We start from the raw sequence: 22,558 nt of genomic DNA on the forward strand, positions 1-22,558 counted from the left end.
TTTATGTTTCTTATGTTACAGAAGTTACTTATCCATGGGTTTATCCCGTTGCATTTCTATCATATCCACTGGCGGAGGCGTATTGTCTCCGAGCAAATGCTGCACAAAATAATCCCCCATTCTCCAGAAGAAATACTCTGCCATCTCGCCATAGCCATGGCGTTGACCCGGAAGCATCACAAAGTCAAATCGTTTTCCAGCCTTCATCAAGGTATTCGCCATTCGGATAGAATTTGCAGGATGCACATTATTATCCACGTCGCCATGCGATAGCATCAGATGTCCTTTTAGATTTTTGGCTAAATCAGGATTTTTTTCGATCTGATAGAAGAAAGTAGTATCACCTTTGGCATTGATCTGTTCCTTCACACCGTGGTGTTTTTCAGACCACCAGCGGTTGTAGATATTGTTTTCGTGATTTCCTGCGGAGGAAACTGCCACCTTGAAAATATCAGGATAAACCAACATCGCCGCAGTGGACATAAATCCACCTCCAGAATGTCCATGAATCCCAACTTTCGACCTGTCAATATAATTGAACCGGTCAGCCAATTGCTCGATAGCAGCCTTTTTATCCGCCAACCCATAATCTCTCAAATCTCCATAACCGTAGTTATGATACCACTTTGAGCGACCTGGATGACCACCTCTGTTTCCCAAAGTGATCACTACAAAACCAAACTGCGCCAATCGATCTGTACGATCCATTCGCGCAGAAAATGCTTTATCTACAGCTTCCGTTTGTGGTCCTGGATATACATATTCGATGATCGGATACTGACGAGTCGAGTCAAAATCAAAAGGCTTGTACATCACGCCATATAGATCTGTGATTCCATCATCCGCTTTGAAGGTAAATGGCTCTGGGAATTGATAGCCTGCGGCAAAAAGATTGGACAAATCAGCAGTTTCCAGATCCATTACTTTGCCTCCATTTCTATCCAGTAAGACAGATACTGGAGTAGTGTTTACTCTGGAAAAAGTATTCACAAAGTAGCTTCCAGCATCATTCATATCTGAGGTATGATTGAAATCACCCTTGTTCAAAAGTGTAACTGCTCCACCATCCAAACTTACCGAATACAAATGCTCGTAATAAGGATCCTCTCCATTTTCACGGCCATTTGCCACGAAGAACAACCGTCTTCCCTTCTCATCCACTCGCTCCACACGATCGGTATGGAATGCGCCTGAAGTTAATTGTCTTTTCAGTGTTCCATCTTTTCCATACAAATAGAAATGTCCCCATCCGTCGCGCTCAGACCAAAATATCAACTCATCCCCACCATTCACCAGTTCTGGTCTGGCGAAATCTATGTACGCATTGCTTCGCTCCTCGATTACTACTTCTTTGGTGCCTGTGCTTAGATTCCATCTGGCGATGTCCACCTTTTTCAAATCTCTGGAGGTAATACCGAAATAGAATTCATCTTCATCACCAAGCCAAGTTGAAGCTCTGAAATCATCATCCCGTGCATTTGCAGGCGCAGGAGTTGAATAGATGTTGACTGTTTGATCTTTGAACGTAGGCATAGGCAGGTGCTTCATTTCCTCTGTAGCAAAGGAGTAATGATACACAAATTCTATGGGCTGCTCTTTATCCCCTGGCATTGGATATTTGTAAGTCTCCAAAGTTGGCCTTGGGTCACGCGTATTGTGTAGCACCCAGAGGTCTTTTACCTTTCTATCGTCAGATCTCGAAGTGACAAATTGCGTGGAAGCATCATTCCACAGCACTCCGGCGCGCTTTCTTTTGTCCTTATTTTTCTCCACTTCCTCATTATCCTCTCCTCTTCCATTGGAGCCGTACCCGAAGTCTTCTTCTCCATCTTCAGTGATCTGATTTTCTACTATCGTGCTATCCTTTTCATCTTTTACAGCTTTCAGAAAATTCTCCTTGTCCATCCAAAAGAGATTATTATGCTTCGCAAAAACGACTTTGGATGAATCAGGGGAAATATTCGCCCAAGACATCCGTTCTGGATCCTCTGGGGCATCTTTGATCTCTGTAAGCTGCTGGGTGCTGATAGTGTAGTGAAAGACAAAAGTCTTCTTCTCCATAGAATCCTTCTTGCTCTTATCTTTTTCCTTGATCTCTGCCCAGTCCTTTTTCAACACTTCCTCTGTCCCTTTCACTTTGAATTTGATCGTATTTTCATCTTCCAGAAATTTCAAATCTTCAAGCTCCAGGTGCTGTCCATCTACAGGGTCTTTAGTGATTTTGGTGATTTCCATAGCCAGTTTATCCTTGTCGAAAAGTTGGGATTTGCTCTTTCTTGCCGGATCCACAAGATACCAGTTGTTGCCTGCGCTGGTTTTGTATTCGTACCAAAAGCGGTCTGACTTTTTCAACCAATGTGGAGAAACCGAAGTCGAAAAAACCAGTTTCTTCATTTTCTCAGGTGAAAATCGTGATGCTAATTCATAATTGCCTGTGTAAACCTGCTCTTGCGAAAAGGCGGTATTCAAAGTCATTAAGAATACAAATGCGAGTAAAGTGTGCTTCATAGTTGATCTGTTTGGGAAAACGAATCTAAACTAAACACCTACGACTATAAGAACCACTAGTATAAAATCAGCCACGCATTCTTGCATTTCTAATCCATTCCAGACTAACTAATTTTTTTAGCTGTTAGGACAGCCCTTTTAACACCATTTTAACATAGGGATTACATAGGAACTCAAAACCTAAGTAAACTTACTATTTTCTTAATAATGAACTGACACTGAGTTGAATTGGAGGTTATATCTTTCAACCAAAACAAGATAATACGTGAAAACCCAATTCAAAACGATAGTAGTATCCGATGTACATTTGGGTACAAAAGGGGCCAAAGCCAAAGAGATCGCACGATTTCTAAAGCAGTACAACTGTGAAAATCTCATTCTCAACGGGGACATCATCGACGGCTGGCAACTCAAGAAGTCAGGTTCATGGAAAAGAAAGCATACCCGCTTTTTCAACAGAATCCTGAAAATGATTGAGAATCATAATACCAAGGTGTATTATCTCCGAGGCAATCATGACGATTTTCTCGATCAGATTCTCCCCTTTCAGATGGGCAATCTTTCTATCCAAAAAGACATGATCTATGAAAGTCATGGCAAAAAATACTTCATCACTCACGGTGACGTATTTGACAGTATCACGACTAATCTTCGCTGGATTGCCTACTTGGGCGATATTGGCTATACGTTTTTGCTTTGGCTGAATAGCGTGGTGAATCATTACCGAATCAAGCGCGGCCTTCCTTATTTCTCTCTTTCTCACTATGTAAAAGGAAAGGTCAAATCAGCGGTGTCCTACATCGATCAGTATGAGGAAGAGCTTTCAAAAATGGCTAAAGCCAAAGGCTGCGATGGAATCATCTGTGGTCATATTCACAAAGCCGAAAACAGGGTAATAGATGGCATTCAATACATGAATTCAGGCGACTGGGTGGAGACTATGAGTGCATTGGCGGAGGATCATGAAGGCAACTGGCAGTTGATCTACTACAACGAAATCAACTTCAAGGAAGTCAAAGACGACAACCTGCAGCAATTCTTCATAGGCAAACCCGAAGCTTCGATCATTCCGATGAGAGAAGTTTCCTTCGAAAAGCCAAAAGACGATCTGGAGCCACCAGCTATTACTTCCATCCAATGAAATTCCTGTTTATAGTTCAGGGAGAAGGTCGTGGTCACATGACGCAGGCCATCGCTTTTTCCCACATGCTCAAAAAGCAAGGGCACGAATTGACAGGGGTGATACTTGGGAAAAGTAAGCGGCGTTCAATTCCTGAGTTTTTCTCCAGAGAAATAGCAGCCCCTATCCATTTGGTGGAAAGTCCAAATTTCGCTTGTGATACCGATGAAAAAAAGATTTTGATCGGTAAAACTATCCGGAAGAATCTTGTAAAATCAGTTACTTTCTGGCGAAGCCTAAAACAAATCGACAAAGTAGTCAAAGCGGAAAATCCAGATATTATCCTGAATTTTTATGATTTATTGGGTGGGCTTTACTATGCCTTCTTTCGTCCAAAGTCAGTTTTTTGGGTTATCGGACATCAATATTTGATTTACCACCCAAGTTTCCAATTTGCTCCATCCAACCGATTGAACAAGTTCTTTTTCAAGTTCAACACGAGGATGACGGCATTTGGAGCATCTCAAAAACTTGCGCTTTCTTTCTATGAATTAGATTCTACTGATAAGATTACCGTAGTGCCGCCACTGCTTCGAGAGGAAGTGAAAAAACTCAAACCGACGGAGGGAGACTTTTTCCTAACCTACATGGTCAATTCAGGATATGGGCAAGAAGTTGTCTTTTATGCAAAAGCTAATCCGTCGCTTCAAATCCGCGCTTATTGGGATAAAAAGGATGCCGCAGAAACTGAGTTTCCATTGCCAAATCTTAGTTTTCACAGAGTTCATGACAAGAACTTCCTTCGAGACATGGCCGCTTGTAAAGGGCTAATCAGCACAGCTGGTTTTGAGTCAATTTGTGAAGCGATGTATCTGGGAAAGCCCGTGATGGTGATTCCCATCAAAGGTCAATATGAGCAAGCGTGCAATGCGCTGGACACCGTGCATTCTGGAGCGGGTATTACCTCAGCCAATTTTGATTTTTCAAAGCTCGAAAAGGTAATACAAACGAAATTTACAGCTGATACATCTATTCAAGGTTGGGTAAATACCTGGCCACAGACATTCCAACAAATCCTCCCAGAAACAAAAATGACTGAACCAGAAGTATATCTGACTCAGTCATTTTCATGAGTTGAATAACCAAAACCTGCCAGGATTACGCCAATCTCATCAGTACACTTGTTTTAATTTGTTCAATTCTGATAGAAAAACCTGGCAGGTTAAACCCAGGTCATATTACGCTTCCAATAGTGCTAGCAGCCTGTCAATAATTTTTGTTCAGGACTTAGCTCGTCTGTAGCCTTAAATATCATCAAACCATTTTCCTCCAATCGGATATAAGGAAAATTCACCATTTTCACTTGTCTTTTCTGTACCGGTTCCATGGCCAGGTATTTATCCTGTAGCTCATTATATAGTTGATACATCGTTTCACGCATTTCTGGTGACTTATGTGAATTATTTCAGCCTTCATTATATTTCAATCCATATTGATAATAAAGTTTCTTATAGGCCTCTACTTTTTCTTAGGATTAGCCATGGGCGGAGGTGTTGGCAATTGACTAACTTCCTCAGCAGTCAAATCTTCCTTCAACTTGTAATAAACTCTACCTTTAGATTTCAACTTTAAGTAAGGTGCAAAAGGATGAATAGGGCGTTCCACTTTTGGCTTGTCATTGAAAGCGACTTGGTAGTATTTACTTCCCAAGTCTGAAAACATCTCCGTTAATTTCTCTTGCTCTGCTTTGGTTCTCTCTACAAAATGCGGCGCTTGGTTTCTTAATTTTTCGTAAGCCAAATTGGCATCTACATAGGATTGAAGCAAATCTTTTATTCGATCTGCTTTAATTGTGGGAGGCCATTTGCTTGAATCACTAGTTTGCTGTTTGGCCACAGGCTCATTTCCTTTCTTAATCCATGGCTTCCCATGATTTACTCGCTTGGCAGCTGGATAAATATAGAGTTTATGATCCTTTGTCATAGGAGCACCAAAATCGGACTTATTACCATAAGTTCTTTCATATGCCTCATGGCTATACAAACTAACCTGATACTCCTGCGGGAATCGTTCAGAACGGGCATTTAGGTGAACAAAACTGCTAAAGACATAAACTATATCTGAAGTACTCATATTCTCCAATTGAGAATTAGGAATAACCTTTCCGTCCAACCAAAGAGCAAAATCTGCAGAGTTCTTCCAAGACTCGAACTCTTCGCCACTTGGTTTCCTTTTAGCAGGTGCTTTTAAAGGAGGCGTCAAAGATGTTTTTACAGATTCTGATAGCTCGTTATAAGTTTTTGCAATTAACTCTCCCGCTTCATTCTCCACAAAAAAAGAGGCATTTCGGTAATAGGTTTCCTTCTCAGCATTCTGTTCAACCCCACTTCCAACAGGATTTTGATCATAGGAAACATAGTTAATCCTTCGAATATCAAGTTCTCTTAACATTTCCTGGAAGTCACTCAATTCTCCCATTGAACTTCGCGAACTAGTGATCAGGTTAATCTTCAAATCATCTTTTGCAGCCTTCTTCATAAGGATCATTTCTTTTAATGCATCAATTCCATATTCTTGATTTTCAAGAAAGATCGCACCATTTGGCTTTAATTCAAGAGTAAGATCATAGTCTATGTCATCATCATATATTGTATTTGAAGCGTTTACATACACTTCAGGCATTGCAGGGTCACTATCCGCTTCAGCGGTCACCCTTTCACTGAAAAAGTATACCAGCATACCTAAAACAGGTAACAAGACCAAAACCTTGATCCAACTATTCGAACTCCTTGATTTACGTTTCATCATTTCAAATCGTTTTTTGGTTAATGAAAAATTCAAACTACTTGCCAAACCATACTTCTGCCCTGAAAGCATCATAGCTAAGAGTTGGCTCTCGTATTTTTCCAGAGAAGTGCTGCGCAAAGCCGCTGCATCTGCTATAAATTCATGATTGAGTTTAATGGTTGCCTTGGCCCAATACAGCCCAGGATGAAACCACAGCGGTACTAGCAACCCTTCAATAAATAGAATATCCCAGCTGTGCTTCTCCTCAATATGCGTACGCTCATGATCAAAAACAGCATCGGTAAACTTCCCGTTTTCCAGATGTGATTCAGCTACGAAAATGTATTTCAGAAAAGAATAAGGAAGGGAATCTCCTTTGAGCAAAACCAAGGTTTGATCCCTGTAAATGATCTTGACATTTCGCTGAATTTGATTGACAAGAATCTTGATATTTCGGACAAAACGAAACAAAAAGATCATAGAAATCAGGATATAAATACCGATAAACAGATTTTCCCAATTAAACTGAGTCTTCTCTACAGCCACAAAAACAGGTAAATCTTCAGATAAAGATTCTGATGATGATTCGAAAAAAATCGGTTCTGAGACTAACTCAATTGGCTCCGCAATTTCATGGTGAACCTCAATCGTATAGAGAGGAATCAGAAAAGAAGCGACTACCGAAAAAAGCAGGAAAAACCTGTTGAATCTATGCATCGCTTCCCGCTGCAAAAGCAATCGGTGTACAAAAAGTAAAATAAGCAAACAGGCTATGGATTTAAGTAAGTAAACCATTATTTTTTCTGATTTAGCTGGTCTTCGATTATACTCTTAAGATCTAATAATTCCTCCTCGGAGAGTTCGCCCTTTTTGGTGAAAAAAGAGGCAAACTGTGCTGGCGAATCGTTAAAGAAGTTTTTGATCAGACCTTTGAGGTGCTTTGAAAAATAACTTTCCTTCGTGACTAACGGATAATATTCGCGGAGCTTCCCTGCAGCTTCATAGCCTACGAATTCCTTTTCCTGCATACGCTTCAATAGCGTAGAGATAGTGGTAGTAGCTGGTTTGGGATTTTCATAAGCATCTAATAAGTCCTTCATAAAAGCTCGCTTAAGCCTCCACAGATGGTTCATCAGTTCTTCCTCTGTTCTAGATAGTTTCATAGCCTTTAGATCAAATTACATCTACAAATGTAGAACAATAATTTACATCTACAAGTGTAGATGTGAAATCACAATTATTAATTTGTATTCACACTTTTTTAGCATCCTACCAGCAATTCAATAATTTTATATGAATCTTTGTGGGTTGGGAAACCTAAACATTCCCGACTCACCCCCTGTTCATCAATTGAACGAAAAGCATCATTCATTAGCAAATCAAAAAATTCATTTCTGTCCATTGATTGATGGTCTGATTTTAGACTATAATTAATAGAGATTGAAAATTTAAAAGATTGCCCGTAGAGAAATTACATGTCAGCCGAGAATATACGATTACAAGAAGATAAAAATTTCACCAAACATTGGAAGAAATGGGGTCCTTACCTCACTGAAAGACAATGGGGAACAGTGCGTGAAGACTATAGCCCGGATGGATCGGCTTGGGAAAACGTCACCCATGACGATGCCCGGAGTAAGGCTTACCGATGGGGAGAGGAAGGAATCGGTGGCATCTCTGACAACAAACAGAAGTTTTGCCTGGCCTGGGCTTTTTGGAATGGCAAAGATCCTTATCTGAAAGAGCGCCTTTTTGGCCTAACAGGAAATCAAGGCAATCACGGTGAGGATGTGAAGGAAATCTACTACTACCTAGACTCCACCCCTACGCATAGCTACATGAAGATGCTTTATAAGTATCCTCAAGCCGAGTTTCCGTACCAGCACCTTTTGGAAGAGAATAGCAAACGAGGCAAAAAAGACCCAGAATATGAATTGATTGACACGGGACTTTTTGACCAGGACAAATACTTCGACATCTTCATCGAGTATGCAAAGCAAGACGTAGAAGACATTATTGCTGTAGCGACTATTCACAACCGTGGCCCGGAGGAAGCCAAAATCTGGGTGATGCCTACGCTTTGGTTTCGCAAAACCTGGCTTACTGGGCATGAACCATTTATGCCTAAGATTACTAAAAAGGATGACAAAACCATCAAAGCTTTCAACCCGAAATCAGGCAATTATTCGATCACCTTTGATGGAGATCCTGAACTGAAATTTTGTGATAACGAAACAAACCGCGAACGAATCTATAACATCGGAAATGAGAAAAAATTTCTGAAAGATGCGATCAATGACTTTGTGGTTCAGGGTGATTCCAGTCATATTAACCCCGATAATACAGGAACTAAGGCGGCCGCTATCTATGAGATCACTATACCAGCAGGCGAAAGCAGACAGGTAAAACTCCGCATGCAGCATCAGATAGATGATAATCCTCTGGAAATCTGCGACACCTGTCTGGAGAAACGAAAAAAGGAAGCTGACGAATTCTATGATAATCTTCAGGAAAGAGTAACCGATTCGGATTTAGTAAATATCCAACGTCAGGCTTATGCAGGCATGATGTGGTCTAAGCAGTTTTATTATTACGATGTAGAGCGATGGCTGGAAGGAGATCCTGGTCGATTCAAACCCCCAGTTTCACGAAAAAAAGGCAGAAACAGTGAATGGCGTCATTTGCAGAATTATGACGTCATCTCCATGCCTGATAAATGGGAATACCCTTGGTATGCGGCTTGGGATCTTGCTTTTCATACAATTCCTTTGGCAAGATTAGACCCTGAATTTGCTAAGTCCCAACTCCTCCTGCTCCTGAACGAATGGTATATGCATCCCAACGGACAGATACCTGCCTATGAGTGGAATTTCTCTGATGTAAATCCGCCAGTCCTTGCTTGGGCCGTTCAGCGTGTTTACCAGATTGACAAAAAAGCAAATAATGGCGTAGGCGATCACGAGTTTCTGGAGCGAGCCTTGCATAAGTTGATGATCAACTTCACCTGGTGGGTCAATCAGAAAGATAGTGATGGAAAAAACATCTTTGAAGGTGGCTTCCTCGGTTTGGATAATATTTCAGTATTTGACAGAAGTCACGCCCAGAAATACCACGGCAAACTAGAGCAAGCGGATGCCACCTCATGGATGGCGATGTTCTCCCTGAATCTGCTGAGAATTTCTCTGGATTTATGCGAGTTCAATACTGTATATCAGTTCACCGCCACTAAGTTCCTGGAGCACTTCCTTTACATAGCCGGAGCTATGAGCAACATCTCCGAAGAGCATATTTCTCTTTGGGATGATGAGGACAATTTCTTCTATGACGTTTTTCATATTCCCGGCAAAGAGCCTAGAAAAATGAAAGTGCGCTCCATTGTTGGCTTGATTCCACTTTTCGCTGTGGAACCTATACGGGAAGATCTCTTTGATAACCTTAAAGAATTCAAAAAGCGACTGGATTTTTTCCTTAGGGAAAAGCCAAAATTAGCAGCACTAGTTTCCAGCTGGATCCAGCCGGGACATGACAAGCGTAGGCTATTTTCTCTTTTGAGAGGACATAGAATGAAAAGCGTGTTGACGAAAATGCTAGACTCTGATGAATTCCTCAGTGACTACGGAATCAGATCGCTATCAAAATATCACGAGAAAAACCCCTACTCCATGAAGATAAATGGAGAAATGCTTTCTGTAAAATATACACCAGGCGAATCGGATACAGTGATGTTTGGTGGTAATTCCAACTGGCGAGGTCCGATTTGGTTTCCCATCAATTTCTTAGTCATAGAATCACTTAAGAAATTTGACTTCTACTATGGAGGCGATTTCTCGATAGAATACCCTACGGGCTCGGGCAAATTTATGACTATGGACATCATTGCCAAGGAGCTTTCGCTTCGCTGCATGCGGATTTTCATGAAGGATACAAATGGAAATCGGCCTGTGTTTGGTGCCAGCCATAAAAAATTTCAGGAAGACCCGCACTTCAAGGATTATATTCTCTTCTACGAGTATTTCCACGGAGACAGTGGCGCGGGCTTAGGCGCATCTCACCAGACAGGCTGGACAGGCCTAGTGACAGAGATGATTCACAAGTTTTATAAAATCAGAGAGGACAAGGATCATGATTCTAAAACCCTTTTTAGAAGCTAATCGCATAGAAGCAGGATGTGATGAAGTCGGGCGGGGATGTCTGGCTGGGCCAGTAGTTGCAGCGGCAGTGATTTTACCCGCCGATTATTCTAATCCATGGATCAACGATTCTAAGAAGCTGCGCAAAAAGCAACGCGAAGATCTGATCGAAGAAATTAAAGACAAAGCACTGGCTTGGCAAATCGCTGAAGCAAGCGTAGAGGAAATCGACAAGATCAATATTCTGAATGCCTCATTTCTGGCCATGACACGGGCAGTTCAAGGCCTTAGCCTCCTACCTAAGCATTTGCTGATCGACGGTAATCGCTGGAAATCCAATTTGACAATTCCCTATACCTGCGTGATCAAGGGAGACGGCAAATACGCAAGTATTGCAGCTGCTTCTATTTTGGCAAAAGTCCATCGGGATAAATTCATGGAGGAACTTTCTCTGGATTTTCCTAACTATGCTTGGGAGCGAAATGCCGGTTACCCCACCCAAGCGCACAGATCAGGAATCGAACTTCATGGAGACTGCATCTGGCATAGGAAAAGTTTTAGGTTATTGAAGGGGCAATTGGTATTGAATATTTAGCTTTCAACCAGAGCTACCAAACAAACCATGCAAGACGAAATAACATCTTACAGGCAAAATATCATAGACGCTATCCATACCCTGGAAAAATGCGATGAGATGATTTTTAATTCAGGGATAAGCTTGTTTATGAATAATGAATGGAAGGATATAGAAGCAGCTTTTGAAATAGGCGATGTTTATAAATTCAGCATAAATCACCTGGAGACTTCTGCTGACATCAACGTTCAGTTAATTGCCAAGACGATTAATGAAATCCGGCGTACGATAGATTCCCTCCAGAATCTCAATTCAATCTCGGATGATGAAGTAAATCAAGTATAGATAGTTAATGGATTTTACTTTCTTAATTTGGCAAGCAATATTCTATTTCTTAACCTAACGATGCAACTGCAAATCCTGTCTTCTTCCCTACTCGATCAATATCTTTTGGAAGTTCCCAAAGGATTGAAAGAGGCATTTGACAGCTTAAAAGATGCGCAGTTATCCACTCCCAATTTCAGTTTCTACACCTCGGTAGCAACTGTTTTCAGTAGCAAAATCGAAGGAGAAGAAATAGACTTGGACAGCTACATCAAGCACAAAAGAGACGGAATATCTTTTCAGCCAGACTACACCAAGAAGATTGACGATTTATACAGTGCCTATTCTTTTGCGCAAACCACTCGCTTGCATGAAGAGTCAGTAAAGGAATCTCACAAACTTTTGAGCAAGCATATTTTGAGTAAGACTTGGCAGGGCAAGTATCGCACGCAGAATATGTACGTATCGACTGACGAGGGTCGAATAGAATATGTGGCTGCCACGCCTGCACAAGTATCAATAGAAATGCAGAAGTTCTTTCTTGATATTGGGCTACTTCTGGAAAAAGAACTGGCTATAGAAGAGGTTTTCTATTACGCATCAATGATCCATCTGGTATTTGTAAAGATCCATCCTTGGAACGATGGGAATGGAAGAAATGGAAGACTGCTGGAAAAATGGTTTCTCGCCGAGAAGCTGGGAGAAAAAGCCTGGTTTATCCAAAGCGAAAAAACTTACTATCAGCACCATCAGCTTTACTACACCAACATCCGACTGCTCGGTCTGGAATATCCAGAATTGGATTTTGATAAGGGCTTGCCATTTTTGATGATGCTTGTGATGGGTATGATGGAAAAGTAGGTAAAACTTCCACCCTAGCCTGTTTCAAAAATATTAGGAAAATTTTGTCCTGTGACACAATCTAAGATAGAAGTTTTGAAGAAACTCCCGAAGCCTTAAATCTTATCTCTAACTCCTTAAAGTCAAGCAAACGGCAATGAATATTGGATAGCGACACCCTTCTTCCCAATGATCATTAGAATTACGATCTTTGCGAAATCACGGATAGAGAGCCTGCCTCTGGAGGCATGGCTTGTCGAATCATGTGATCTTCGTGGTTTAAAAAATCTACAGTTCTATGAATTGGATACTATTGATCATCGGCGGACTATTTGAAGTTGGGTTTGCCTCCTGTCTTGGTAAAGCCAAAGATGCTAGCGGCATGGCTGTCTATGGTTGGTATGCCGGTTTTATTGTTTGTCTGACTATCAGCATGCTTCTTTTGATCAAAGCTACTCAGACCCTTCCTATCGGCACTGCTTACGCTGTCTGGACGGGAATTGGAGCAGTGGGAACTGTGCTGGTTGGGATTTTTGTGTTCAAAGAATCGGCGGAATTCTGGAGGATATTCTTCCTCATTACACTTATTGGATCTATTATCGGATTGAAATTCGTGTCCTCCAGTTGATGCCCTCTGACAATATTTAAATTACCGAGGACTGAGATTTGACCGAGAATACTGATTCAGCTAGCATCAGCCATCGTCATAAAATATAAAAGTGAGAGAAATCTTGTTGGTGAGCCCATCTATCTGAAGGTCTCGTCGAACCACGGTTGATGACCCCGTCTGTCGGACTGACTCGCATCCCTAAAGCATGGTCTTTATTATTACTAAGTAGGTCGCTCGATAGTAACCAAACTATCACCTGCTATCTGGCTTTTTTTGATTTCCTGCGCGCTGCCATCAGTAAGAATCTCAGATAGATCCATTCCAGCAAGCATGTCTGCAGTGCCGGTTCCCATTCCCATGACCGTCCGCATAGCGTCTTGAGTACTGACACTTAAAAAAGTAATCAGCTCCTTTGGTACATGATAAATATTGCCATTAGTTGGATTAGGAGCTGTAGGAACAAATACGGTAAAGAGTTTGTCGTCAATTTGATCAGTGATAAATCCAGTCATCATCGTGCCAGACCTAAAAGGATCCAGAAGGACTACCTCTGAGAAGGGGAGTTTTTTCAAGCCTACAAATTGATACACTGTCTGGTGAATCAAATTATAGAGTGGAATTTTTGTAAGGTATCTTTTCTCGAAACTCTTAAAATATACTTTGCCAATCTTATTGCGGACAAGTAGGCCTATCAAGAATATAAACACGCAGAAAATCGCTAAAGAAAGGACGTTGATAAGCCAGTGTGGATCATCACCAGGGTCTAAAGCAGCGCTAAGGGGCGCTACGATTCCAAAAATAAAGTTGAAAACAATTGAAAGAAGGATTAAAATAATAGTAAGCGGAAGTAGGATTAAAAACCCCTGCAACAAACTGTCAAGTATAATCCCTCTTTCAGATTTCTCTGCTGCTACCGGGGCTTTTGCTTCTGTGTTCATGGATTGCGGGGGATGTTAAGAAAGTCGCAGGAACCTTTGTGAGGTTAATCCTGCGACTTGTGGTTAATTGATGGTGTTTTTCTGATCTAATTAATCAGGTTTTCCTCACAAAATGCATGATGACTGAGATTGCGAGTAAGACCAAGAAAATGTAGAAAATAATTTTGGCGATAGAAGCTGCACCAGCTGCTATTCCTCCAAATCCTAAAACTGCCGCAATTAATGCGACCACTAAGAAAATTAATATCCAGCGTATCATAGTATATATTGGTTAATGGTTCGATGAACCTAGATTCAAAACCATACCAACAGTCTCCGTTGCCTTTATTAGCTATTTATTGATATTCCATGCGGTTGGAAAGAAATAGATCGAGGAATTTATACCTCATAATCAGTAAATCAATAACGAAACTATGTATCTCTTCTTACGACTTGCTTCATGTCTTATGATTAACCCAAACTATTAGTAGTCTTCAGACGGCCGCTCGCTCCTTCATGACTTTATTTCCCAACAGCAGACTTTCCTACGTTGTACTACTTCTCTTAAAGCTGGAGTTACCTTACCTTATTCTTGCAAACTACTCCTAACACTGCGACATAACTGTAGCTAATCATACTCACCGTGCGTTTGACACTAACGATGGCGTATTGCGACATAGTCGGCGGCAATAGAGCGTTCCAATCGGTGGCGTATTCATTAACCAAACCCTCTTTGCTACCTTTGGTTAAACCTCTTTTGCTGATAAAAAAAATAAGCCATCAGAACATCTGAGGGCTTAAATCATATTGGTGATTGATTACTACTTTTCTATTTAATTTTTTCGAAAACGAGCTTACCCGAATTCGGATTCTTACTGATTGGTTCCAGTACCATTCTATCGCCGTCAAACTTTACTATTTTGGCTTGTCTTGTTTCTAATCCTGTCCGGATGGTCAACACATTGTCGCTACTTATTTCAATTTTCGCCTGCTTCTGCACTACTTCTTGTTGTACAAAATCCGTGTATTTCAAGCTATCCCCAGCAACAAATTTATAAACCGTGTTTTCAAGTCTACTTTGGATTTTGTACTCCAACCCAGCACGCATGGCTGGATCTGAATTCAGATACTGTGGAGACTGTCTCAATTGATCCATCGCATCAAAATGCACTAATTGCCAAGTGCCAATAAGTTGCTGAAATTTGATCTGGCTAGTCTGAAGGATAAAAGCCAACAAAAGAGTAGGAAAAATCGAAAGGTACATGCGCTATTTATGGCAATTATATTGCCATAAATAAGCTAATTTAAAATTTCAAATTTGAAACCATTCACTGAACTAACCTGCTATTCAAAAAAGGCAGCCATTCCTCAGCCTGCCTTTCAGCATATTCAGATAAGAAATAAGCTAAAGACGGTTTAAATGGCGGTGTCTGCATGGTGAGTCCGGCTTGCTCGGGACTTTTATCCCCTTTCAATACATTGCATCTATGACAGGCTGTGGTCAAATTAGTCCAGTTGGACTTCCCTCCTTTGGATCGCGGAACTACGTGATCTATAGTCAGCTGTCGTCTACTTCCACAATATTGGCACTCTCCCCGATCTCTTCGGAAAAGATTTACCCGGTTGAGCAGTACACCGCGGTAAGGGATGTTTTTATAATGTTTCAGACAAATCACCGCTGGATATTCAAAACTGCGACTGACCGTGCGTATCTGAAGCAAATCGTAAACGGAAAGACAATTTGCTTTCTCCAATAGAAGCAGGACAATGGCTTTCTGCGGCGAAACTACCGCCACGGGAGAATGATCTAAATTCAATACCAATACCCTCTTTTCCATAGTTTAACTTAATATCGATCTAGTTTCTAACTCCACCTGTTTATCCTTCCTACTACGTAAGAAGGTTTCCCATTCGCTCATATCAGAAACTTTTATTCTATTATCCATCCAAAATACTTCTTCAGATCCAAGATACAAGGCATAATTGACTTGCTTCTTTTCCAACTCCCTGAAAATAAATAAATCACCTGGCAATACGAGTTCGGGATCAATTTTTCTACCCGGAATTTTTCCGGACTTCCAAGAGTAGCCTGCAATACTAAAAATCAATTCAAAACCCTGACGCTCGTCCAGTCCAAATATGCTTCTTCCTCCTGCCTGATAAGGGGCATTGACATACTTGATGGCAATATCTATCAACTGTGATCTATCTGCTTTTATCGCATGACTACGCACAGAGCCTGTAAATCCTATGTGATCCTGCCAATTAAAAAGCTCCAAGTCTGAGAAATGGAGTCTGCTGCCCGGAAGCAAATAAAGATTGGTGCCGAGATACTCTATGGCTGCGATGGGACTGGTGACGACTTGAAAGTCTCTGTTGAGAAAATTGTAATAATCAGCCCCGGGAATTTCTTTGAGAGTCTGCGTGGTAATCCAGCCTTGCAAACCTGTGTCTTCATGCAGTATTTTGAACCATTGCTGATCGGAGGTCATGCCTATCGTCTGATAACATTCCCCAAAAAGTAACTGGGTGACCATTGCGGAATCGAAAGTAGGTCTGCGGTAAAGAGGAAGGATAGTTTGCCTACAGATCCCAAAAGCGTCAATCAAAGGCCATTCGCTGGATTTCTCTTTTTGCATCTTTTTCCTTCAAGTCTTGTCTTTTGTCCTGTGATTTCTTACCTCTACCCAGCGCAATTTCCATTTTCGCCATCCCTCGGTCATTAATAAATATACGAACAGGAATGATAGTCAAACCTTTTTCCTGCGACTTAGTTTCAAGTTTTTCCAGTTCTTTTTTGCTCAGCAGCAACTTCCTGTCCCGAATAGCTACATGATTATAGCTAGCCGCCATAGAATAAGGCGAGATGTGCATCTGGCGCACATATAGCTCTCCATCCAAAAAGAGACAGAAGGCTTCATTAAGCGATACTTTTGCTTCACGGATGGACTTTATCTCCGTTCCTTTCAGCACCATTCCAGCTACGTAGGTATCTACAAATTCAAACTGAAAACTTGCCTTTCTGTTCTTTATGTTTATGACTTTGTCAAATTTATTATCCTTAGCCATGCTTAGATTTTCATTTTTGCGAGAGGAGTGACATCCATCGATGAAAATTCTCCTTTCAGGTATTTGTAATGTGCTGCCATGGCAATCATGGCGGCATTGTCTGTACAATATTCGAATTTTGGAATGTACAAGTTCCATCCTCTTTGCGCAGCCAGCTGAGTCAAGGTCTCTCTCAAACCTGAATTGGCTGATACCCCTCCGGCAATTGCGACTTCTTTCACACCATACTCCTTCACCGCCGCTTTCAGCTTGATCAAAAGCATTTCGACCAGAGCGTATTGTATGCTGGCACAAAGATCAGCCAAATTCTCCTCGATAAAATTCGGATTCTTTTTCAGCTGATCCCGAAGGAAATAAAGAACTGCCGTTTTGATCCCGCTGAAGGAATAATTCAAATCAGGCATTCTTGTGATCGGGAATTGGAAAGCTTTCGGATTTCCTTCCTTGGCATATTTGTCAATAAGCGGACCACCTGGGTAAGGCAAGCCCAATAACTTGGCCGTTTTGTCAAAAGCCTCTCCTACTGCATCATCTTGTGTCTCTCCGATCACTTCCATATCCAGATGATCTCTCACCAAAACCAACTGCGTATGACCACCGCTCACAGTCAGACAGATAAATGGAAAACTCGGCTTGGGATCTTCTATGAAGTGTGCTAAAATATGCGCATTCATGTGATTCACCTCGATCAGCGGAATATTCCTCGCAAAGGCAAAAGCCTTGGCAAAGCTCACTCCTACCAGCAGAGAACCCATCAGCCCGGGACCTCGGGTAAAAGCAATTGCTGAAAGTTGATCCTTAGAAATTCCTGAGGTCAAAATAGCCTCCTGAATTACCGGAATAAGGTTTTCTTGGTGTGCACGCGAGGCAAGCTCGGGAACTACACCCCCATATTTTTCGTGAACCGATTGCGTGGCGACAATATTATTAAGTACTTTGCCGTCAGCTATTACGGATGCGGAAGTCTCGTCGCACGAGGATTCAATTGCTAGAATAATGATATCGTTGGTACCCATTGGAAAAGAACGCGAAAGTTAAGGATTTTTTGCACAAAGCGTTTCGGATACTACTATGGATCATCTTTTCATTGGTCATGCTACTTATCGTGGTAGCTTTGAGTCTCCAGATCACTTGGGTTCAAAATAAGGTAATCGACACAGTTACAGGCATTCTCAATAACAATTCAACTTTTCACACAGAGATAGGAAAGATCCAACTTACTTGGTGGGATGCGCTTGAATTAGACGATGTGATCATCCGAGATCATCGGGACAGCTTGATGATCGGTGCCAAAAAGATCAATGCTGACTTTGAATTACTGTCACTGATTCCCCCTGGAATCACGACGATCAATTCTGTACGGATGGAAGATGCAAAGCTGCACTTACTCACCCACGATGGTGATTCTGCCATGAATATCAATATCTGGGTGGAGGAATTGGCGAATATGTTCAGTTCGGGAAGTACAAGTAATAGTCCCACCCAGTTTCAGATTAATTCTATAGAGCTGAGAAACTCTGAGATCTTCATCGTAAATGAGATCACAGATGCGATCACCAAAGGTCTAAATTACAATAGGCTCCGATTTTCTGACATCACCTTGAATGCATCGGACTTTTATCTGAAAGGCCCCGAGATTGGAGTTGATGTAAAAATGCTGACTGGAACAGAGCTGACTTCTGGGTTTGAGATCAAAGAGCTCAAAACTGATATGACCTATGCGCGGGAGTTCATGGAGTTTGATAAACTAAGTCTGAAATCTGCCAATAGCCATATCAAAAACTTTCTCAGATTTGAATACGCAACCCCCGCAGCATTTTCCAATTTCGAGGAGGAGGTGGTAATCATCACCAATTTGGAGGAGACCAAGCTTGACTTAGGAGATCTGAAACTTTTTGCGCCAGCACTTCCCGATATTGATGATGAGATCTACCTATCTGGAAAAGTGGCTGGTCCGGTATCCGATCTTCGCTCAGAAGAGCTTCTGATCAGAATTGGCGAAAAGACAGCGATTTTCGGTGCTTTTAGATTGGATGGACTTCCCAATATCGAGGATACCTATATCAATCTCTCGCTGAAAAACTCAACCATTTTAGCCAGAGATCTGGCTCCTTATCTACCAGATAATATTTCCAGGCAAATCAACAAATTCAACACAATCCGCCTCACTGCAGATTTTGCTGGCTATTTACATCGATTTGATACCAATGGAGAATTCAAAACTTCCATTGGAGATATCACGGGTCGGGTGAATTTCGATATGGTGGATGGCCTTCCTACTACCGTTTCTAATATAACTACACAGAATCTTGACATAGGCGTGATAGCCGAAAACAGAGAACTACTACAGAAAGTCAGTTTGAAAGGTCGTGTAAATACCACGGGGAATTCCATCGAAAATTTACTGATTGATGTGGATGCTGACGTCTCCAAATTTGGCTTCAAAAACTACGTGTATACCAACATCGAAACTAATGCTACATATGGGCTGGATCTATTCAGAGGAAATCTGGCCGTAAATGATCCAAACTTAAAAATCAATGCAAGTGGAGAACTAAACCTGCGCGAATCCACCGATTCTGTACGGATGAGTCTGCAAATCGATACTGCATTTCTGGATCGGTTGAACTTCACCGAAAAGGCTACTTTCATCAGTGGAAAGCTCGATATCGATGTCAAAGGCATCGAACTGGACGATATCCAAGGGATTGCGAGATTCCGCAACATACAAGTAAGCTATGAAGATAGATTCTTGGATGTGGGTGATTTCAATTTCCAATCGCTATTTGCTGGAGGTACCCGTACGATGTCCATCAATTCGGACTACCTCGTTGCTGCTGCATCAGGACAGTTTAACCTAGAGCAAATGGGGAGAGATCTAGATATACTCCTCCAGCAATACATCGCTATCGTCCTGAACGAAGAACAACCTATAGCAGATCTAGAGCGAAATTTCTCTGAGATCTATAACCTCGACCTTAACTTGCGGCTGATCAATATCAATCCCATAGTTCAGCTTTTCGAGCCTGATCTCAGCCTCTCAAAAAACATGCTGTTGGAAGGTGCTTTCTATCAAACTCAGGAGAATACCATCTTCAACTTTTTTACCAGCATAGATACCCTGAAATTCAAAAATAACTCGGCCCAAAACATCAATATTGACTTTAACACCTCCAAACTTATCAACAGCCCGGATATTTTAGCCTCTTTCTATGTCTATTCCAAGACACAAGAAATAGGCAAGACACTTCAGTTTACCAACTTTGGTTTTGAGGCGATATGGGACAAGGATGAAATGGACATTGACTTTACCTTGGATCAGGACTCCACCCAAAGTTCTGCCCGAGTGAATGCTACGGCTCGTTTCTCCGCCCTAAATACACAGCTTGCTTTTGAACCATCCTCTTTAAAAGTACTTAACCGGGAATGGAAATTTGATTCTCTCAACCTGATCACCATCACTCCTGGTTTGATCCAAGTGGACAGCCTGAAGATTTTCAATGAGAATCAATTCATTTCTCTTCAGGGAAAAGCGAGCAGCGAACCAGAGGACAGATTGAATCTGGCAGTGAATAATGTAAACATTGACTTGCTTAATACACTTTTCCCGCAAGATTTTGATGGCACTGCCAATGGCTTGATTTCTTTTGAGAATCTTTTTGAAAAAGCTCTGATACAGGGAGATTTCACCCTAAATAATTTTGCAATTAACCAATTCCCAATTGGTGACATGAGTGCAAAAGCAGATCTTGATTTGGAGCGATTGCAGGTCTCTTTGACAAATGTCAGTCAAGGCAAAGAGACTATTAATCTTGGTGGATATATGCTGGTGGAGAATCAAGAGCTGTACATGGACGCCGCATTGAATGAAGCTAGTCTGGTCATATTGGAGCCCTTTTTATCCAATTATCTATCCGATATGGGAGGCACTATTTCTGGGAAAATGAACCTTGGCGGCACGATGGCAAATCCACAAATCGATGGAACAGGAAGATTGAACGATGGAAAACTCACCGTAAACTATCTCAAGACCACCTACCTTCTCAATGGAAATATTCTTTTCAAACCCTCTCAGGTGAGCCTTCAACAGCTGGTCCTCAACGATCTGTTTGGTAATAGAGCTACACTTACTGGCGGCATCAACCACCAGGGATTTAAAAATATCCGATTGGATATCAAAGCCAATCTCAACAACCTCCAGGTGATGAATACCACGGATGTGGACAATGAGACGTTTTATGGTACAGCTTTCGTCACCGGAACCGCAGAAGTGGTCGGTACCACCACAAACATGGACATCAACGCCAGAGTAACCAGCCGACCAAACACCCGAATCTATATTCCTCTACGCAGTAATAATACCCAAGCTCAGGAGGATTTTATTCACATGATCAACATTCAGGATACAGTGCGCATCAAGCAAATCGCCGAAGAAATCAATAGACTGGAAATAGAGAATGTAAGAATGAATTTTGTGCTTGATATTACTCCTGATGCTTACGCAGAGATCATTATTGACCCCCAGACAGAAGAAGGAATCTCTGGGCGCGGTCGAGGTGTCCTCACCATGAACATCGATACGCAAGGGAATTTTACGTTGAATGGCACCTACGAAATCACTGAAGGAATGTATAATTTCTCCCTTTATAATGTGGTGAAGAAACAATTCAGCATCAAACCTGGTGGTCGAATCACCTGGTATGGAGACCCTTACGCAGGAATAATGGACATTTCGGCAGAATACACCGAAAGTGTGTCCCTGCAACCGCTGCTGATAAATACTGTGACTGCCGATAACCAAAACTCTACTTCCAATCGAAGGTACCCAGTTAAAGTATTATTGAATCTGGATGGGGAGTTGCTCTCACCCGATATCAGTTTTGGATTTGACTTCACAGAATTCCCTTCTAGCGGAGAAGCTCAGACGACCATTTCTTCTTTCCAAAACAAGATCGCCAATGACGAACAGGAGATGAATCGCCAGGTTTTCTCGGTGATTATGACTCGTTCCTTTTCACCTGAAGGTCAATTCTCAGGTGTATCCAATATATCCTCCAGTTTGGGTCAATTGCTGTCTTCTCAGCTTAACAGTTTCCTCGGACAAGTAGATAAAAACCTGGAAGTAGATCTGGATGTGGCCAGTCTGGATCAGAATGCACTGGAAACTTTCCAGCTGAGCGTAGCTTACACATTCCTCGATGGCCGTCTTCGTGTGTCACGAGATGGTGGATTTACAAATAATCAGGGAAATGCGAGCGCCTCTTCCATCATCGGCGATTGGCAGGCAGAATATATGCTTACTAAAGATGGGGTCTACAGAATTCGGATTTTCAACCGAAATAACTACAATACTTTCACCTCGCTTTCTCTTTCCGAAAACGTATCAACCTACGGTGTATCATTATCCCAAAGCGTTGCTTTCAATTCATTCTCGGAGCTTTTCAAAAAAATAACCAGAAAGAAAAACGAAAAATTGATCATCAACGATCAGGATGATTTCTTACGGTATCAGTTTGAAAATAAAAAAGAATGGAAACCAATTCAATTGGATAATATCGAAGAAAGATTAGACTCTTTGGATAAAGAAAGAAGAATAAGAATGCTGAAAGAAGGTGGTTTCTAATAAAGGATAATTAACCACTGAGAACGCGGAGGGCAACACAGAGAGCGCAATTAACT

The 22,558-nt window shown here is 41.6% G+C and carries 19 protein-coding genes; 8 read left to right on the forward strand and 11 right to left on the reverse strand.

All coding sequences use genetic code 11. The features are described from left to right. Nucleotides 1-24 precede the first annotated feature (24 nt). Nucleotides 25-2,475 (reverse strand): S9 family peptidase, encoded by a 2,451-nt coding sequence (locus BVH04_RS13240; RefSeq protein WP_240510924.1) that lies wholly within the window; start codon nt 2,473-2,475, stop codon nt 25-27. Between the two features lie 298 nt (nt 2,476-2,773). Here BVH04_RS13240 and BVH04_RS13245 point away from each other — a divergent pair, with 298 nt between their 5' ends. Further along, nucleotides 2,774-3,649: a UDP-2,3-diacylglucosamine diphosphatase gene (locus BVH04_RS13245; protein ID WP_086541950.1), complete on the forward strand. Its 876-nt coding sequence runs from the start codon at nt 2,774-2,776 to the stop codon at nt 3,647-3,649. Next, nucleotides 3,646-4,761, forward strand: a complete 1,116-nt coding sequence (locus BVH04_RS13250; protein ID WP_086541951.1) for a glycosyltransferase family protein — start codon at nt 3,646-3,648, stop codon at nt 4,759-4,761. The genes BVH04_RS13245 and BVH04_RS13250 overlap by 4 nt, the downstream gene beginning before the upstream one ends. Before the next feature lie 122 nt (nt 4,762-4,883). On the opposite strand, the gene BVH04_RS25485 is transcribed toward BVH04_RS13250, so the two are convergent. The 3 genes from BVH04_RS25485 to BVH04_RS13260 all read right to left on the reverse strand — a co-directional run bounded on the left by BVH04_RS25485 (nt 4,884) and on the right by BVH04_RS13260 (nt 7,578). Beyond that, nucleotides 4,884-5,069: a hypothetical protein gene (locus BVH04_RS25485; RefSeq protein WP_147303441.1), complete on the reverse strand. Its 186-nt coding sequence runs from the start codon at nt 5,067-5,069 to the stop codon at nt 4,884-4,886. A 77-nt stretch (nt 5,070-5,146) separates the two neighbouring features. Continuing rightward, the gene (locus BVH04_RS13255; protein WP_086541952.1) at nt 5,147-7,210 is read right to left on the reverse strand and encodes a M56 family metallopeptidase; all 2,064 of its coding nucleotides are present in this window, start codon (nt 7,208-7,210) and stop codon (nt 5,147-5,149) included. After that, nucleotides 7,210-7,578, reverse strand: a complete 369-nt coding sequence (locus BVH04_RS13260; RefSeq protein WP_086541953.1) for a BlaI/MecI/CopY family transcriptional regulator — start codon at nt 7,576-7,578, stop codon at nt 7,210-7,212. The genes BVH04_RS13255 and BVH04_RS13260 overlap by 1 nt, the downstream gene beginning before the upstream one ends. A gap of 312 nt (nt 7,579-7,890) precedes the next feature. Between BVH04_RS13260 and BVH04_RS13265 the strand changes: the two genes are divergently transcribed. The 5 genes from BVH04_RS13265 to BVH04_RS13285 all read left to right on the forward strand — a co-directional run bounded on the left by BVH04_RS13265 (nt 7,891) and on the right by BVH04_RS13285 (nt 12,911). Beyond that, nucleotides 7,891-10,566 (forward strand): MGH1-like glycoside hydrolase domain-containing protein, encoded by a 2,676-nt coding sequence (locus BVH04_RS13265; RefSeq protein WP_086541954.1) that lies wholly within the window; start codon nt 7,891-7,893, stop codon nt 10,564-10,566. Continuing rightward, nucleotides 10,538-11,140, forward strand: a complete 603-nt coding sequence (locus BVH04_RS13270; RefSeq protein WP_205635850.1) for a ribonuclease HII — start codon at nt 10,538-10,540, stop codon at nt 11,138-11,140. Before BVH04_RS13265 ends, BVH04_RS13270 begins: the two co-directional genes overlap by 29 nt. 27 nt (nt 11,141-11,167) lie before the next feature. Then, the gene (locus BVH04_RS13275; RefSeq protein ID WP_086541955.1) at nt 11,168-11,464 is read left to right on the forward strand and encodes a hypothetical protein; all 297 of its coding nucleotides are present in this window, start codon (nt 11,168-11,170) and stop codon (nt 11,462-11,464) included. Between the two features lie 60 nt (nt 11,465-11,524). Continuing rightward, on the forward strand, nt 11,525-12,304 hold the full coding sequence (locus BVH04_RS13280; protein ID WP_086541956.1) for a Fic family protein: 780 nt from the start codon (nt 11,525-11,527) through the stop codon (nt 12,302-12,304). A 277-nt stretch (nt 12,305-12,581) separates the two neighbouring features. Next, nucleotides 12,582-12,911 (forward strand): DMT family transporter, encoded by a 330-nt coding sequence (locus BVH04_RS13285; RefSeq protein ID WP_086541957.1) that lies wholly within the window; start codon nt 12,582-12,584, stop codon nt 12,909-12,911. A 203-nt stretch (nt 12,912-13,114) separates the two neighbouring features. On the opposite strand, the gene BVH04_RS13290 is transcribed toward BVH04_RS13285, so the two are convergent. The 7 genes from BVH04_RS13290 to tsaD all read right to left on the reverse strand — a co-directional run bounded on the left by BVH04_RS13290 (nt 13,115) and on the right by tsaD (nt 17,895). After that, nucleotides 13,115-13,831 (reverse strand): DUF502 domain-containing protein, encoded by a 717-nt coding sequence (locus BVH04_RS13290; protein WP_086541958.1) that lies wholly within the window; start codon nt 13,829-13,831, stop codon nt 13,115-13,117. A 94-nt stretch (nt 13,832-13,925) separates the two neighbouring features. After that, nucleotides 13,926-14,090: a DUF1328 family protein gene (locus tag BVH04_RS13295; RefSeq protein WP_086541959.1), complete on the reverse strand. Its 165-nt coding sequence runs from the start codon at nt 14,088-14,090 to the stop codon at nt 13,926-13,928. 549 nt (nt 14,091-14,639) lie between these two features. Then, a complete protein-coding gene (locus BVH04_RS13300) occupies nt 14,640-15,074 on the reverse strand; it encodes a hypothetical protein (protein ID WP_086541960.1) in 435 nt (144 codons plus the stop codon). A 64-nt stretch (nt 15,075-15,138) separates the two neighbouring features. Continuing rightward, nucleotides 15,139-15,648 carry an HNH endonuclease gene (locus tag BVH04_RS13305; RefSeq protein WP_086541961.1) on the reverse strand — a complete coding sequence of 170 codons (510 nt, stop codon included), beginning with the start codon at nt 15,646-15,648 and terminating at the stop codon, nt 15,139-15,141. A 3-nt stretch (nt 15,649-15,651) separates the two neighbouring features. Beyond that, on the reverse strand, nt 15,652-16,449 hold the full coding sequence (locus BVH04_RS13310) for a hypothetical protein (RefSeq protein ID WP_086541962.1): 798 nt from the start codon (nt 16,447-16,449) through the stop codon (nt 15,652-15,654). Continuing rightward, on the reverse strand, nt 16,412-16,879 hold the full coding sequence (gene smpB / locus BVH04_RS13315; protein ID WP_086541963.1) for an SsrA-binding protein SmpB: 468 nt from the start codon (nt 16,877-16,879) through the stop codon (nt 16,412-16,414). The genes BVH04_RS13310 and smpB overlap by 38 nt, the downstream gene beginning before the upstream one ends. 2 nt (nt 16,880-16,881) lie before the next feature. Further along, nucleotides 16,882-17,895, reverse strand: a complete 1,014-nt coding sequence (gene tsaD, locus BVH04_RS13320; protein ID WP_086541964.1) for a tRNA (adenosine(37)-N6)-threonylcarbamoyltransferase complex transferase subunit TsaD — start codon at nt 17,893-17,895, stop codon at nt 16,882-16,884. 77 nt (nt 17,896-17,972) lie between these two features. Between tsaD and BVH04_RS13325 the strand changes: the two genes are divergently transcribed. Further along, complete coding sequence (locus BVH04_RS13325) at nt 17,973-22,502, forward strand: translocation/assembly module TamB domain-containing protein (protein WP_240510923.1); 4,530 nt, start codon at nt 17,973-17,975, stop codon at nt 22,500-22,502. The last annotated feature ends 56 nt before the right edge of the window (nt 22,503-22,558 follow it).

Origin of the sequence: Algoriphagus antarcticus (genome assembly GCF_002150685.1) — a bacterium.
Taxonomy (GTDB): domain Bacteria; phylum Bacteroidota; class Bacteroidia; order Cytophagales; family Cyclobacteriaceae; genus Algoriphagus; species Algoriphagus antarcticus.